The 15,083-nt window shown below is 66.8% G+C and carries 15 protein-coding genes and 1 tRNA gene; 5 read left to right on the top strand and 11 right to left on the bottom strand.

All coding sequences use genetic code 11. The features are described 5' to 3' along the window. Positions 1-82: 82 nt before the first annotated feature. Entirely contained in the window at positions 83-1,732 is a 1,650-nt protein-coding gene (leuA, locus tag KEC55_RS14760) for a 2-isopropylmalate synthase (RefSeq protein WP_282506007.1), read from the bottom strand. A 368-nt stretch (positions 1,733-2,100) separates the two neighbouring features. Further along, positions 2,101-3,075 (bottom strand): DNA-binding protein YbiB, encoded by a 975-nt coding sequence (gene ybiB, locus KEC55_RS14755; protein WP_282506006.1) that lies wholly within the window; start codon positions 3,073-3,075, stop codon positions 2,101-2,103. Between the two features lie 179 nt (positions 3,076-3,254). Here ybiB and maiA point away from each other — a divergent pair, with 179 nt between their 5' ends. Next, complete coding sequence (gene maiA, locus KEC55_RS14750; protein WP_282506005.1) at positions 3,255-3,899, top strand: maleylacetoacetate isomerase; 645 nt, start codon at positions 3,255-3,257, stop codon at positions 3,897-3,899. A gap of 85 nt (positions 3,900-3,984) precedes the next feature. Here the strand turns inward: maiA and ftsY are convergent, their stop codons facing one another. Continuing rightward, positions 3,985-5,142: a signal recognition particle-docking protein FtsY gene (gene ftsY, locus KEC55_RS14745; RefSeq protein WP_282506004.1), complete on the bottom strand. Its 1,158-nt coding sequence runs from the start codon at positions 5,140-5,142 to the stop codon at positions 3,985-3,987. Between the two features lie 217 nt (positions 5,143-5,359). On the opposite strand from ftsY, the gene rsmD reads away from it, so the two are divergent. The 3 genes from rsmD (at position 5,360) to KEC55_RS14730 (ending at position 6,909) form a co-directional block, all read left to right on the top strand. Further along, entirely contained in the window at positions 5,360-5,974 is a 615-nt protein-coding gene (gene rsmD, locus KEC55_RS14740; protein ID WP_282506003.1) for a 16S rRNA (guanine(966)-N(2))-methyltransferase RsmD, read from the top strand. Between the two features lie 111 nt (positions 5,975-6,085). Beyond that, the gene (coaD, locus tag KEC55_RS14735; RefSeq protein ID WP_021163047.1) at positions 6,086-6,583 is read left to right on the top strand and encodes a pantetheine-phosphate adenylyltransferase; all 498 of its coding nucleotides are present in this window, start codon (positions 6,086-6,088) and stop codon (positions 6,581-6,583) included. 59 nt (positions 6,584-6,642) lie between these two features. Beyond that, positions 6,643-6,909, top strand: coding sequence for a YfhL family 4Fe-4S dicluster ferredoxin (locus tag KEC55_RS14730; RefSeq protein WP_006477774.1), 267 nt, complete (start codon positions 6,643-6,645; stop codon positions 6,907-6,909). An 83-nt stretch (positions 6,910-6,992) separates the two neighbouring features. On the opposite strand, the gene hisC is transcribed toward KEC55_RS14730, so the two are convergent. The 8 genes from hisC to KEC55_RS14690 form a co-directional block, all read right to left on the bottom strand. Next, complete coding sequence (hisC, locus tag KEC55_RS14725; RefSeq protein WP_282506002.1) at positions 6,993-8,060, bottom strand: histidinol-phosphate transaminase; 1,068 nt, start codon at positions 8,058-8,060, stop codon at positions 6,993-6,995. Between the two features lie 118 nt (positions 8,061-8,178). Then, positions 8,179-8,778 carry an aminoacyl-tRNA hydrolase gene (gene pth / locus KEC55_RS14720; protein WP_006477776.1) on the bottom strand — a complete coding sequence of 200 codons (600 nt, stop codon included), beginning with the start codon at positions 8,776-8,778 and terminating at the stop codon, positions 8,179-8,181. Between the two features lie 120 nt (positions 8,779-8,898). Further along, positions 8,899-9,504: a 50S ribosomal protein L25/general stress protein Ctc gene (locus tag KEC55_RS14715; RefSeq protein WP_176049635.1), complete on the bottom strand. Its 606-nt coding sequence runs from the start codon at positions 9,502-9,504 to the stop codon at positions 8,899-8,901. Between the two features lie 161 nt (positions 9,505-9,665). Then, entirely contained in the window at positions 9,666-10,628 is a 963-nt protein-coding gene (locus KEC55_RS14710) for a ribose-phosphate pyrophosphokinase (RefSeq protein ID WP_176049636.1), read from the bottom strand. 44 nt (positions 10,629-10,672) lie between these two features. Next, a tRNA-Gln gene (locus KEC55_RS14705) sits at positions 10,673-10,749 on the bottom strand. 55 nt (positions 10,750-10,804) lie between these two features. Further along, the gene (ispE, locus tag KEC55_RS14700) at positions 10,805-11,686 is read right to left on the bottom strand and encodes a 4-(cytidine 5'-diphospho)-2-C-methyl-D-erythritol kinase (RefSeq protein ID WP_282506001.1); all 882 of its coding nucleotides are present in this window, start codon (positions 11,684-11,686) and stop codon (positions 10,805-10,807) included. 25 nt (positions 11,687-11,711) lie between these two features. Then, a complete protein-coding gene (lolB, locus tag KEC55_RS14695; protein ID WP_282506000.1) occupies positions 11,712-12,335 on the bottom strand; it encodes a lipoprotein insertase outer membrane protein LolB in 624 nt (207 codons plus the stop codon). After that, complete coding sequence (locus KEC55_RS14690; RefSeq protein WP_282505999.1) at positions 12,335-14,158, bottom strand: tetratricopeptide repeat protein; 1,824 nt, start codon at positions 14,156-14,158, stop codon at positions 12,335-12,337. Before KEC55_RS14690 ends, lolB begins: the two co-directional genes overlap by 1 nt. An 86-nt stretch (positions 14,159-14,244) precedes the next feature. Here KEC55_RS14690 and mutM point away from each other — a divergent pair, with 86 nt between their 5' ends. Then, positions 14,245-15,072, top strand: coding sequence for a bifunctional DNA-formamidopyrimidine glycosylase/DNA-(apurinic or apyrimidinic site) lyase (mutM, locus tag KEC55_RS14685; protein ID WP_176049640.1), 828 nt, complete (start codon positions 14,245-14,247; stop codon positions 15,070-15,072). Positions 15,073-15,083: the final 11 nt, after the last annotated feature.

Genomic DNA, 15,083 nt, shown 5'->3' with positions numbered 1-15,083 from the left:
GGCCCGTGCGGCGCGGATCGCGCGGCGCACGGGCGGTCACGTCCCGCTCGCTGACGTCCAACCCTGATTCGATGCCCGGCCGTCAGGCCGCCGCGCGGCGGTCCGTGCAGTGCCAGGCCGAACGGTTGATGGCGCTGACGACGGCGTCGAGCGCGGCGCTCGCCGCATCGGCATGCAGGCCGACACCGTGCCGCAGCGGCGCATCGCCGACCCGGCAGCCGACCGATACCGCGAACCGTCCGTCGGTCGTACGCACGGATTCGCACGACGCGACATCGATCGCGGCGCCGGCCGCCGCCGCGAAGGCCGCGGCGAAACGTCGCGCGGTGTCCTCGGGCATCGCATTGGCGGCGGGTGCCGCCGCCGCGATCTCGCGGTTCTGCCAGCGCGCCCCGCTGCCGTGGCGCGCGGCCGGGCCGTCGGTCTCGAAGAATTCGCGCGCAAACAGCGCGCAGATCGCATCGCCCGTCACTTCCTCGCCGGACGCGTCGGCGAGCGTCTGCACCGCGTGGCTGAATTCGATCTGCACGCGTCGGGTCGGCGTGAAGCCCATTCCGCGTTCGAGCAGGAACGTCGCGCCGCCCTTGCCGGACTGGCTGTTCACGCGGATCACCGCGTCATAGCTGCGGCCGAGGTCGGCCGGGTCGATCGGCAGGTACGGCACTTCCCAGACCGCGTCGGGGCGCTGCTGAGCGAAGCCCTTGCGGATCGCGTCCTGGTGCGAGCCCGAGAACGCGGTGAACACGAGGTCGCCCGCGTACGGGTGGCGCGGATGCACGGGAATCTGGTTGCAGCGCTCGACGACGCGGCGCACCGCGTCGATGTCGGAGAAGTCGAGGCCCGGGTCGATGCCCTGCGTGTAGAGGTTCAGCGCGAGCGTGACGAGGTCGACGTTGCCGGTGCGCTCGCCGTTGCCGAACAGGCAGCCCTCGATGCGGTCGGCGCCCGCGAGCAGCGCGAGTTCGGCTGCCGCGACCGCGGTGCCGCGATCGTTGTGCGGATGCACCGACAGCACGATGCTGTCGCGATACGCGAGGTTGCGGTCCATCCATTCGATCTGGTCGGCGAACACGTTCGGGCTCGCGGCTTCGACCGTGGCCGGCAGGTTGACGATCATCTTGTGGTCGCGGGTCGGGCGCCACGTCTGCGCGACCGCGTCGCAGATCTCGCGTGCGAACGTCAGCTCGGTCATGCTGAAGGTTTCCGGCGAGTACTGGAAGGTCCACTGCGTGTCGGGGCGCGCGGCCGCGTGTTCCTTGATGATGCGCGTGCCGTCGATCGCGAGCGCCTTCACGTCGTGTTTCGACATCCCGAACACGATGCGGCGGAACGACGGGCAGACCGCGTTGTAGAGGTGCACGATCGCGCGCGGCACGCCTTCGAGCGCGTCGAACGTGCGGGCGATCAGGTCTTCGCGCGCCTGCACGAGCACCTCGATCGTCACGTCGTCGGGAATCCGCTTGTCGTCGATCAGCTTGCGGACGAAATCGAAGTCGGTTTGCGACGCCGACGGAAAACCGACTTCGATCTCCTTGAACCCGATCGCAACCAGCATCTCGAAGAATTCGAGCTTCTGCTCGATGCTCATCGGCTCGATCAGCGACTGGTTGCCGTCGCGCAGGTCGGTGCTCATCCACACGGGCGCGCGCTCGATGGTGCGCGATGGCCATTTGCGGCCATTGAGGCGGACGGGCTCGAACGGACGGTACTTGTCTTGCGGATTGCGTTGCATCTTCTGGACCTCGGGTCTCAAGTCGCGAGCGAAGACGGGCGGCATGGGCGACGGTTGGCGCTGCCTCGCACCGCCGCGCGCAATTGCGCCGCGGATGCGGATGATCTTCGCGAATCGGCCGACGGATAGACGGACGAATGCTGACGACTTCGGTTGTAAAAACTGCGAGAGGGGTACTGCGAGGAACTGCTGGGAGGGACCGTGCGGACAGCACACGGCGCTACGACAGCCTTAGGCTAGTCGTAGCGATAGCGGCCGCGCTAGGCGGCCGGAGGTAATTCGGAGGGTGTTCGGAAAGGAACGCATGGCGACCACTCTATGCCAGGATGCGGCAGTGTGTCAAATGGTCGGGATAAAGGGGCGGGTCGTCAGCGCGCGATACGGGCGATCTGCACGATCGTCGCGACCTGCCGCGCAACGGTGTCCGGCACCGGCACCTCGCCGCGCAGCACGGCGTCCGTCCACGCGGCCGTGGTCGCCGCATCGCGCGATTCGGGCAGCGCGACGGGCGGCGCATCGGACGACGAACGTTCGGCCTCGATCAGCGTGTCGCACACGCCGTCGTGCAGCCAGTCGACCTGCACCTGGCGCCGCGTGTCGGCGACGGCTTCGCCCTCGGTGCCGCGCGCGAGCAGCGCGCCGCCGAGCGCGGCGTCCGGATGATCGCGGAACAATTGCGCGAGGCTGTCGCGGTACGGCGGATGCGTGTAGTTGACGAGCCGCAGGCCGGCCGGAGCGAACGGTTGCAGGATTTTCACGAGCGTGTGCGTCGAGTTGCGCACGCCGAGTACGCTGCGCATCGACAGCAGGTGTGCAATCCGCGGCGCCAGGACTTCGATCGGCGCGAATGCGACGCGGCGCTCGGCCAGCGTGTCCTCGATCGCATCGTGCGACGTCGACGGCGCGAGCGACAGCGCGGAAAAGATCTCCGCGCTCGTCACGCGGCCCGGATCGCGCGCCACACCGTGCACGAGCACCGGCACGCCTTCGCGCGCGAGCAGCAGCGCGAGCAGCGGCACGAGGTTCGGCTGCTTGCGTGCACCGTTGTAGCTCGGGATTGCCACGGGGCGGAACGCGGCGTCCTGCACGCGCACGGGCTCGAACGACGTTTGCGCGGCGGCGAGCATCGCGGCCAGTTCGTCGGCGGATTCGCCCTTCAGCCGATAGGCGATCAGGATCGCGCCGAGTTCGACGTCCGACACGCGTGCGTCGAGCATCGCGCGATACAGCTCGAACGTGTCCTCGGCGGACAGCGCGCGCGCGCCGTGCGGGCCGCGGCCGATTTCCTTGATGAAGCGGGCGCACGGGAACGGAACGGTGGCGGGATCGAGGGAAGCGGTCATCGGGGCGTGGGGCGGGCGGCCGGCATCGGGCCGCGCGGTGAGCGGTGAGGAATGCCCCGAGTATCGCACGGGCGCGGCCGCGCATCGTGCCGCGCTACACTCTGGGTCCCGGCGGTGCGCGCGCCGGCTGCGCCGCGCCCGTGCCGTTGCCGGCCGAATACGACTACGAGAGACATCCCATGAAGCTCTACAGCTATTTCCGCAGTTCCGCGTCGTACCGTGTGCGGATTGCCCTGAACCTGAAGCAGCTGCCGTTCGACTACGTCCCCGTGCACATGCTGCGCGACGGCGGCGAGCAACTGAAGGACGCGTACCGCGCGCTGAATCCGGACGCGGTCGTGCCGACGCTGATCGACGACGAGGCGACGCTGCAGCAGTCGCTCGCGATCATCGAATATCTCGAGGAAACCCATCCCGAGCCCGCGCTGCTGCCGACGCAGCCGGTCGATCGCGCGTATGTGCGCGCGGTCGCGCTGCAGATCGCGTGCGAAATCCATCCGCTCAACAACCTGCGAGTGCTGAAGTACCTGAAGCACACGCTGAAGGTGCCCGAGGAGGCGAAGAACGCGTGGTACCGGCACTGGATCGAGGCAGGTTTCGAGACGCTCGAGACGCGCCTCGCGAGCGATCCGCGCACCGGCAAGCTGTGCTTCGGCGACACGCCGACGCTCGCCGACGTGTGCCTCGTGCCGCAGGTGTTCAATGCGAACCGCTTCTCGATCGATACCACGCGCTATCCGACGATCCAGCGGATCGTCGACCATGCCGCGACGCTCGACGCATTCAAGGCCGCCGAGCCGGGCGTGCAGCCCGACGCGGAATGAGCGCGGCGCGCCCGCCGCGAACGTGAGCGGGCGCGCATGAAAAAGGGCGCCCGAAGGCGCCCCGTGCGATGCGTGCCGGCGAGGTTCAGCCGAGCAGCGCGTCCGCGAATTCCACGGCGCTGAACGGCTGCAGGTCCTCGACCTTTTCGCCGACGCCGATGAAGTAGACGGGCACCGGGCGTTGCCGCGCGATCGCGGCGAGGATCCCGCCCTTCGCGGTGCCGTCGAGCTTCGTGACGATCAGGCCCGTGAGGCCGAGCGCGTCGTCGAATGCCTTCACCTGCGTGAGCGCGTTCTGGCCGGTGTTCGCGTCGATCACCAGCAGCACTTCGTGCGGCGCGCCGTCGTGCGCCTTCGAAATCACGCGCTTCACCTTCTTCAGCTCTTCCATCAGGTGGAGCTGCGTCGGCAGGCGGCCGGCCGTGTCGGCCATCATTACGTCGATCTTGCGTGCGCGCGCGGCGCTCACCGCGTCGAAGATCACCGCGGCCGGATCGCCGCTTTCCTGCTGCACGACCGTCACGTTGTTGCGCTCGCCCCAGATCGCGAGCTGCTCGCGTGCGGCCGCGCGGAACGTGTCGCCCGCGGCCAGCAGCACCGACTGGTCGAAGCTCTGCAGATGCTTCGCGAGCTTGCCGATGCTGGTCGTCTTGCCCGCGCCGTTCACGCCGGTGATCATCATCACGAGCGGTTGCGCGCGGCCGAGCATCAGCGATTTCTCGAGCGGCGTCAGCAGCTCGACGAGCAGGTCGTGCAGCGCGTCCTTCACCTGTTGCGGATCGGTCAGCCGGGCCGTGCGCACTTTTTCGCGCAGCGCGCCGAGCAGGTACTCGGTTGCATCGACACCCGCGTCGGACATCAGCAGCGCGGCTTCGAGCTCCTCGTACAGGTCCTCGTCGATCTTCGTGTTGACGAAGACGCCGGTGATGCTCGAGCCCGTTTTCGCGAGCCCCGTTTTCAGGCGCGCGAGCCACGACTTCTTCGCGGAGGCGTCCTGCAGCGGCGGCGGGACGATCTCGACCGTCTCGACGACTTCGTCGCGGCCGTCGTTGGTCGGCGTGACCGTCATCACGACGGCCGGCGCGGCCGGTTGCGCGGGCGCCTGCGGCACAGCGGCCGCGGGCGGCGCCTCGAGCACGGGCGTCGCATCGGACGGCTCGTCCGCTTGCTGCGCGTCGGCCGATTGCGATTCCGCCGGATCGGGCTCCTGCGATTTCTTGAATCGTTTGAAGAAACTGAACATGGTCTGACGTCGGGAAGAGGGCAGGCCCGCCGAGAGGGGCGGGGCGCCGGACGGGCCGTTCTGCGTTCGCGCGGGCGCGGCGCACGGCGGCCGAAACCGTGCATTTTATCAGTGCGGCGTGGCGCTCGCGTCAGTGCGCGCTGCCGCTGTGGTAACGTGCGCCTGTTTGGCGGTGCGCCCCTGTGCGTACCCGGTCCCTCCGTCGTCGATATTCCGTATGTCCCGTTCCTCTTCCGGCCGCCCGGCGGCCCCTCCTGCCCGCGGCAAGCCGCACACGATCCGCATCATCGGCGGCGACTGGAAGCGCACGCCGCTCGCGGTGCTCGATCTCGACGGCCTGCGGCCGACGCCCGATCGCGTGCGCGAGACGCTGTTCAACTGGCTCGGCCAGGATCTCGAAGGCCGCCGTTGCCTCGACCTGTTCGCGGGCACCGGCGCGCTCGGCTTCGAGGCGGCATCGCGCGGCGCGGCGAGCGTCGTGATGGTCGAACGCCACCCGCGCGCCGCGCAGCAGCTGCGGGCGATCAAGGACAAGCTCGGCGCGCGCGCGGTCGAAGTTGCGGAGGCCGACGCGCTGCGGCTCGCGGCCGGGCTCACGCCGGGTGCGTTCGACGTGGTGTTCCTCGATCCGCCGTTCGGTGAGTCGGCCGTGCTCGATCGTGCGATCGCGCTGGCGGCGCCGCTCGTCGCGGCGGGCGGTGCGCTTTACGTCGAAACGGGGGCGGAACTCGACCCCGCCGCGCACGAGGCGCTCGCAGGCTGGCAGGTGGAGAAGCACGGCAAGGCAGGTGCGGTTCACTATCATTTGCTGCGGCGCGAAAATGATGAATAATGCGCGTTCCATACGAGGCGGCGCGCCGCAAAGGCGACGCATGCCCATCTCGGCAGTGGCGTGCGCATCGCGCGGCTGCCATCCCGTTTGCGTGATGACAGGAGGAGCGACATGGTAGTCGCCGTGTATCCCGGTACGTTCGATCCGCTGACACGCGGGCACGAAGACCTCGTGCGGCGTGCGTCGAGCATTTTTGATACGCTGGTTGTGGGCGTCGCCGACAGCCGCGCGAAAAAGCCGTTCTTCTCGCTCGAAGAACGTCTGACGATTGCGAACGAGGTGCTCGGCCATTATCCGAACGTGAAGGTGATGAGTTTCACCGGCCTCCTGAAGGATTTCGTCCGGACCAACAATGCACGCGTGATCGTGCGCGGCCTGCGTGCCGTGTCCGATTTCGAATATGAGTTCCAGATGGCAGGGATGAACCGCTACCTGCTGCCCGACGTCGAGACGATGTTCATGACGCCGTCCGATCAGTACCAGTTCATCTCGGGGACGATCGTGCGCGAAATCGCGCAGTTGGGCGGCGATGTCAGCAAGTTCGTGTTCCCGTCCGTCGAGAAGTGGCTGACCGAGAAAGTGACGGCGATGGGAGGCCCTGCCGCGTAATGCGGCGCCGGCCGGTTTCGTTGCGAAGCCGGTCGCCGGCCTGAAGAAGTGAGATCAGTATGGCTTTGATGATTACCGACGAGTGCATCAATTGCGACGTGTGCGAGCCCGAGTGCCCGAACGGCGCGATTTCGATGGGCCCGGACATTTACGTGATCGACCCGAACAAGTGCACCGAGTGCGTCGGCCATTTCGACGAACCGCAGTGCCAGCAGGTGTGTCCGGTCGAATGCATTCCGCGCGATCCGCAGCATGACGAATCGCACGCGCAATTGATGGAGAAGTATCACGCGTTGATCGCCGTGAAGGGCGACGACGCGTCGTGACCCGGCGGTGACGCGCGCCCGTTGATTGGCGAGCGCGCGTTCCGCTTTCAGATCGGCGCCGCCCGGGCGCCGGTTCTTCCTGATCAGGCCAGCAACTCGCGCAACGCCGCGACGAGCGCGTCGCATTCGGCGTCGGTGCCGACCGTGATGCGCAGGTGCTGGTCGATCCGCGGCAGCCGGAAGTGCCGCACGAAAATTTCCCGTTCCTTCAGTTTCGCCGCGATCGTGCCTGCATCGTGCGCGGGATGGCGCGCGAACACGAAATTCGCGGCCGACGGCACGATGTCGAAGCCGAGCGTGTCGAGCGCATGCGTGAGCCGCGTCCGGCTGTCGACCACGCGCCGGCAGGTCGCGTCGAAATAGTCGATGTCTTCATACGCGGCCTGCGCCGCGACCTGCGCGAGCCGGTCGAGCGGATACGAGTTGAAGCTGTCCTTCACCCGGTTCAGCGCGTCGATCAGCGCCGCGTCGCCGAACGCGAAGCCGACGCGCATGCCCGCGAGCGAGCGCGCCTTCGACGTCGTGTGCACGACGAGCAGATTCGGATGACGGTCGATCAACGTAATCGCCGACTGCGCACCGAAATCGACGTACGCCTCGTCGATCACGACGACCGACGACGGATTCGCGGCCGCGATCCGCTCGACGTCCGCGAGCGGCAGCGCGCGCCCGGTCGGCGCATTCGGATTCGGAAACAGCACGCCTCCGGCGTCGTCGAGATAGTCTTCGACGCGGATCGAGAAGTCTTCCGCGAGCGGCACGATCGTGGTCTCGATGCCGTACAGGCGCGCGTAGGTCGGATAGAAGCTGTACGTGATGTCCGGAAAGCGCAGCGGCCGGTCGTGCTTCAGCAGCGCCTGGAACGTGTGCGCGAGCACCTCGTCGGAGCCGTTGCCGACGAACACCTGCTCGGGCTTGATGCGGTGATGGGCCGCGACCGTCTCGCGCAGCGCACGCGCGACCGGGTCGGGATAGCGGCGCAGCGTGTCGCCGGTCGTGCCGAGTTCGCGTGCGATCGCCGCGACGACGCGTGGCGACGGCGGATAGGGATTCTCGTTGGTGTTCAGCTTGACGGGGTGCGCGAGTGCGGGCTGCTCGCCCGGCACGTAAGGCACGAGTTGCTGAACGACGTCGCTCCAGTAACGGCTCACCGCTTGGCTCCTGTCGGGCAAAACGTCGAGATTACCGCATGTGCGCGTCGCGGTGGGGCGGGCGGGGCCGCCCGACGCCGCCGGACGGCCCGATGCACCGGGCCGGTGCGAGGCCAGGTCAGTTGCGATGCAGCTGCATCGTCGCGCGGTCGAGTTCGCCCTTGACGACCATCGGCATCACGGCGAGCGCGCGTTCGATCGACGCGTCGATCACGTCCTGCTCTTCGCGACGCGGCGGCTTCAACACGAAATTCGCGACATCGGGCTTCGCGCCGGCGCGTGCGCTTTCCGGAATCAGGTCGCGCGGATGGCCGATGCCGATCCGCAGCCGCCAGTATTGCTGCGACGACAAGTGCGCGGTGATGTCCTTCAGGCCGTTGTGGCCGCCGCTGCCGCCGCCGAGCTTCAGCTTCACGGTGCCGGGCGGCAGGTCGAGCTCGTCGTGTGCGACGAGGATCTGGTCGGGCAGGATCTTGAAGAATTGAGCAAGCGCGACGACCGACTGGCCGGAGCGGTTCATGTAGGTCTGCGGCTCGAGCAGATGGACTTCCTCGCCGTGCAGGCGCGCTTTCGCGTAGAAGCCGTGGAAGCGGCGTTCGTCGCGCAGCGTCGTGCCGGCTTCGCGGGCGAGCTGGTCGATCAGCCAGAAGCCGGCGTTGTGGCGCGTCGCGGTGTATTCCGCCCCGGGATTGCCGAGGCCGACGATCAGTTTGATCATGACGTTTCGAAGGCGGCAACGGCCGCCTGGGCGCAGAAAAAGAAAAACCCGCCGGGCAAGCCGCGGCGGGTTGCGTCGACCGTTTCGAGAAACGGATCGATGGGGCGCGTAGGCAGCCGCTTAGGCAGCCGGCGTTTCGCCTTCGGCTGCGTCCGACACGGCACCAGCCGGGATCGTCGCCGATGCGACAACCGGGTTTTCCGCTTCGACGTGCGAGACCAGCGCGACGCCCTTCGGCAGCGTGATGTCCTTAGCGTGCAGCGATTGACCGGCTTCGATCTTCGACAGGTCGACTTCGAGGAACTCCGGCAGGTCAGCCGGCAGGCACTCGATTTCGATTTCCGTCGCGACGTGCGAAACGATCGCGCTCGACAGCTTCACGGCCGGGCTGACTTCTGCGTTCAGGAAGTGCAACGGTGCCTTCGTGTGCAGCTTCTTCTTCGCGTCAACGCGCTGGAAGTCCACGTGCAGCACCAGTTGCTTGAACGGGTGGTATTGCACGTCGCGCAGCAGAACCTGTTGCGATGCGCCAGCGACTTCGAGGTCGAGGATCGACGAGTGGAAAGCTTCCTTCTTCAGGGCGTGCCACAGGGCGTTGTGATCGAGTTCGATCTTTTGCGGGGCTGCTTCGCCACCGTAAACGATACCCGTGGTCTTACCAGCGTTGCGCAGGCGGCGGCTCGCACCCGTACCTTGCTCTTGGCGCTCGAAAGCGACGACTTTCATATGATTCTCCAATAGCTGCCCGCGACCAGGCAGTAAAACGGGGCCGTCAAACGGCGGCCCCTGATGAAACGGTCGGGGTTTCGTCTATCCCGTCCGATTGTGCAAAAAGCGAAGCGTTGCCGCTTCGCTTTCCGCGCATACTTTGTTCAGTCGATTCGCGATCAGGATTCCGCGAACAGCGACATCACCGAATCGCCGCGGCGGATGCGCGAGAACGTCTCGGCCAGCAGGCTCGCGCTCGTCAGCGAGCGGATCTTCGGGCAGGCCAGCGATTCGGCCGACAGCGGGATCGTATCGGTGACGACCAGCTCGTCGAGTGCCGATGCGGCGATGCGATCCGCGGCGCCGCCCGACAGCACGGGGTGCGTCGCATACGCGAACACCTGCTTCGCCCCGCGATCCTTCAGCACTTGTGCGGCCTTGCAGAGCGTGCCGGCCGTATCGACCATGTCGTCCATGATCACGCAGGTGCGGCCTTCGACTTCACCGATGATGTTCATCACTTCGGCGATGTTCGCCTTCGGACGACGCTTGTCGATGATCGCGAGATCGCAGTTGAGCTGCTTCGCGAGTGCCCGGGCACGCACCACGCCGCCGACGTCCGGCGACACGACGAGCAGATCCGAGTAGTTCTGCTTGCGCAGGTCACCCAGCAGGATCGGCGTTGCGTAGATGTTGTCGACCGGGATGTCGAAGAAGCCTTGAATCTGGTCGGCGTGCAGATCCATCGTGATGATCCGCTCGACGCCGGCGATTTCCAGCATGTTCGCGATGACCTTCGCCGAGATCGCGACGCGTGCCGAACGCGGGCGTCGATCCTGACGGGCATAGCCGAAGTAGGGGATGGCTGCAGTGATCCGGCCGGCGGATGCGCGCTTGAGCGCATCGACCATGATCATCAGTTCCATCAGGTTGTCGTTCGTCGGTGCGCACGTGGATTGCAGGACGAAGACGTCCTTGCCGCGCACGTTTTCCTGGATCTCGACCTGGATCTCGCCGTCGGAGAAACGGCTGACCATTGCTTTGCCGAGGGGAATACCAAGGATATTGACGACTTCCTGGGCGAGCGCGGGATTCGCGTTGCCAGTAAAGACCATCAGGCCATCATGGCTGTGGCTGCTCATCGTGCACCTGCTTCAGGCTTGGGCGGGAAATGCGGGAAAATTTTTGGCAGGGGAGGAAGGACTCGAACCCTCGCATGCCGGAATCAAAATCCGGTGCCTTGACCAACTTGGCGACTCCCCTACACTTAACTGACTGCTTCACCGAACTCGTGTAGGCCGTTCGGCAAAGTAAAACTTCATGACGCGAAAGCGAAGAGCGGATGCTCGTTCAGACTCTCGGCAACTGCGCCATTCCAACTGGCGGGCAGCTTGGCTTTCGCCGCTTCTGCCGCGTGCTTGCTGTGAAACGCTGCAAACACACTTGCTCCGGAGCCGGTCATCCTCGCGGGGGTCAAATCATACAACCATTTAACCGCCTGCGCAACTTCCGCGTACTTCCTTGTTACAACTTCCTGCATGTCGTTCCGGCCGAAGCTATCTGGCCATCCCGCATCGCTGGTTTGCTGTGCAAGAAAGTCAGCAATTGTGACGGGCTTCGTATCTCTTGTCAACAACTCATCTGAAAATATTTCAGCGGTCGGGACATGAACGCTTGGCGTCACAACCAAGAACCAGCGAGTCGGCAATTGTACCTCAGCTAATTCCTCTCCGATACCCTCTGCGAACGCATTTTTTCCAAAAATAAAAAACGGGACGTCTGCGCCGAGTTTGACCGCGAGCGACTGGAGCTCGACACGCGACAGGTCGAGCTGCCACAGGCGGTTCAGTGCGAGCAGCGTCGTCGCCGCGTCGGAGCTGCCGCCGCCGAGGCCGGCACCCATCGGCAGGCGCTTGTCGATCTCGATGTCGACGCCGTGCGCGGTGCCCGTATGCGCTTTCAGCAGGTTGGCCGCGCGCACGACGAGATCGCTTTCCTCGGGCACGCCGGGCACGTCGGTGACGCGCGCGACACGGCCGTCGTCGCGCAGCGTGAAGTGCAGCGTATCGCCCCAGTTCAGCAGCTGGAACACGCTCTGCAGATCGTGATAGCCATTCGGGCGGCGGCCGGTGATGTGCAGGAACAGGTTGAGTTTCGCGGGCGCAAGGCAGTTGCGCAGCGAGCGGGTCGAATCGGTCATGCGTATGTCTGGGCTGGGCCGGTGCTCACTGGTCGAGCACGAGCTTGATATCGAGCGGCGGTGTCGCGCGCACGAGGTTGACGCGTTTGACGCCCGTGGCCGGGGCATCCGCGTAGGCAAGGTAGTCGATCGTCCAGCCGTCCTGGCGGATCTGCTTGACGCGTGTGTTGTCGGCCGGGTCGCGCACGGTTTCCGCTTGCGTCGCGGGTGCGGCCGTCGGCAGCAGCCAGTAGCGCAGGCCGGCGAGCGGCAGTTCGAAGCCGAGCGTTTTCTGCATCAGGTCGCCGACATCCGGTGCGTATTGCGTCGGACGGTTCGGCAGTTCGAGGGAGGCCGCCTGCGGCGTCGATTTCACGATCGCAAGCGTCTGGCCGAGCGGGCTGCGCAGCTCGAGCGACACGTCGTCGCCGTGCTCCTGCCAGTCGAAGTTGCCGTACACGTGCTGCTGCTTGCCGAGACGGTCGTCGTACTGCACCGCGAAGCGGCCATGGTATGCGTGTGTCGCGGCCGTTTGCAGCACCGCGCCCGTCGTCGGCGCGCTGGCCGACGGCGGCGTACTCGCGCAACCGGCGAGCGCGAGCGCCGCGCCGGCCGCGGCCAGCGTGCGCTGCGCGCGGGAGGACAGGGAAAGCTTCGGGAACATCCGCATCAGAGACCGTTGACCTGGAGGCGCTTCAGCGTCTGCACGAGCGTGTCGTTGTCGGGTTCGAGCTTCTGCGCGTCACGCCACGCGGTGCGCGCGTCGTCCTGCGCGCCGCTCTTCCACAGCACTTCGCCGAGGTGCGCGCCGATTTCGGCGTTCGGCTGCAGTTCGTACGCGCGCCGCAGGACCTTCGTCGCACCGGCCGTGTCGCCCATCCGGTACTTCACCCAGCCGAGGCTGTCCATGATGTAGGCGTCGTTCGGCGCAAGCGTCATCGCCTTGTCGATCAGCTTGCTGGCTTCGGGCAGGCGCTGGTTGCGGTCGGCCAGCGAATAGCCGAGCGCGTTGTACGCCTGCGGGTTGTCGGGCTGCGTGCGGATCAGCTCGCGCAACTGCTTTTCCATCGTCGTGTAGTGGCCGGTCTTTTCGGCCGCCATCGCGTAGTCGTAGCGCAGGTCGGGATCGTCCGGGAAGTCCTGGACCGCCTGCCCGAGCCGTGCCTCGGCCTCCGGATAGCGTTTCGCGGTGAACAGGATCGACGCGTCGGTGCGTGCGACCACGGCCGCGTCGCGCGGATCGGTGATCGGCAGGTCGTCGAGCACCTTGCGCGCCTCGTCGGTCTTGCCCTGTTTCTGCAGCAGCTGCGCGCGCGTGATCTGCGCGGGCAGGTAGTGCTGGCTCGTCTGGTCGACCTTGTCGAGCCATTGCGACGCCTGCGCGTCGTTGTTCTGGTCGATCGCGATCTGCGCGAGGTAGATGTAGCCCTGGCCGACGTCGAGGTTCGGCTGCTTGTCGCCGAGCTGCACGTACTGCTTCAGGTAGGCGGTCGCTTCGTCGAGCTTCTTCTGCTGGATCTTGATCAGCGCGAGCGCCATCAGCGGCGTCGGATCCTTCGAGTCGAGCTTGCGCATCGTCTCGAACTGCTTCTGCGCGTCCTCGAGGCGATCGTCGGCGAGATACAGCTGCGACAGCGCCAGCCGCGCATCGCGCGACTTCGGATTCTGCTGAACATATTTCTCGAACGACGCGATGCCGGCCGCGCGCTCCGCCGGGCCCATCTGCGACAGCATCAGCGCCGCCGGCAGGTAGTCGGGGCGCAGCGCCAGCGCCTGCTTCAGCGACTGCGCGGCGCCGTCCTTGTCGTCGACCGCGAGCTGTTGCCGCGCGATCGCGAGCTGTGCCTCGGGCCGGTTCATGTCGTTCTTCAGCATGTCCTTCAGCACCGCGAGGCCGCCGACGCGGTCGGAGCCGCGCACGAGCAATGCCTGCAGCGCGAGGATCGCGGGGCCGCGCGTCTCGCCGGTCGCGCGGGACAGCTCGCGCGCGAGCATCGGCTGCGCGTCGGCCGGCTTGCCGGCGAGCACCAGCAGCGCGGCGTCGACCTGCGACGCGCGGTTCGAATCCGGCGCGTACTGGCGCCACAGGTTCGCGGCGGACAGCGCGTCGGCCGGGCTCTGCGCACCGAGCGCGATTTCGGTCGCGCGCTGCGCCATGCGCGGATCGCGCGTGTCGCGGGCGAGCGCGAGGTAGGTCTGGTAGGCCGGCGCCGGCTGGTTGCGCTGGAGCGCGACTTCGGCGGCGAGCACCTGGTAGACGATCTGGCTCGTCAGCGGTACACCGGGGAGATTCTTCTGCTCGTCCGGCATCACATGCTCGAACGCGCCCTGCGACTCCGCGTCGTCCGATGCCGGATCCTGCGCGTGGGCCGGGAAGGCGGTGAGGGTCCAGGCGGCAAACAACGCGGCGCCGAGTGCACGGCGGACCGGGAAGGCGCGCGCGCCGCGCACGGCGGCGGGACGCTTCTGAAGCAGCTTCGAGGGCAGGGTCATGGAAATCCGTTCGATGTTTCAACCGATTGTAACGCGCTCGCTACAATACACGCACGATCGTGAATCCAGTTTCAGACCTGCAAAACATGCCAGAGTTGCCAGAAGTCGAAGTCACGCGCCGGGGCATCGAGCCCTTTGTCGCAGGCCGCCGCGTCGAGCGTGTCGACGTCCGTACCGCGATGCTGCGCTGGCCCGTGCCGGCGGGGCTCGCCGAGCAGTTGCGCGCGCGCGAGGTGATCGCCGTCGAGCGGCGCGGCAAGTATCTGCTGTTCGAGGTCGACGCCGGCTGGTTCATCGTCCATCTCGGCATGACGGGCACGCTGCGCGTGTTGCCCGCGGCCGGCGTGCCGGTCGCCGCGAAGCACGACCACATCGACTGGATCTTCGACGAATTCGTGCTGCGGTTCCGCGATCCGCGCCGCTTCGGCGCCGTGCTGTGGCACCCGCGCGAAGCGGGCGACGTGCACGCGCATCCGCTGCTCGCGAGCCTCGGTGTCGAGCCGTTCTCGCCTGCGTTCACCGGCGCGCTGCTGCACGCGCGCACGCGCGGCCGCACGGTGTCGGTCAAGCAGGCGCTGCTCGCGGGCGACATGGTCGTCGGCGTCGGCAACATCTATGCGTCGGAGAGCCTGTTTCGTGCCGGCATCCGGCCGACGACGGCCGCCGGCAAGGTCTCGCTGCCGCGCTACGAGCGGCTGGCCGACGCAGTGCGTGCGACGCTTGCCGACGCGATCGAGCGCGGCGGCAGCACGTTGCGCGATTTTGTCGGCAGCAACGGCGAAAGCGGCTACTTCCAGCTCGACTGCTTCGTCTACGACCGTGCAGGCCAGCCGTGCCGCGTATGCGGCACGCCGATCCGCCAGATCGTGCAGGGCCAGCGATCGACCTATTTCTGCCCGACCTGCCAGCGTTGAAACCATTTTTC

Source organism: Burkholderia cepacia (genome assembly GCF_029962485.1).
Classification (GTDB): domain Bacteria; phylum Pseudomonadota; class Gammaproteobacteria; order Burkholderiales; family Burkholderiaceae; genus Burkholderia.
Note: the sequence above shows the minus strand (reverse complement) of the source record. Positions and strands in the feature narration are given on the sequence as shown.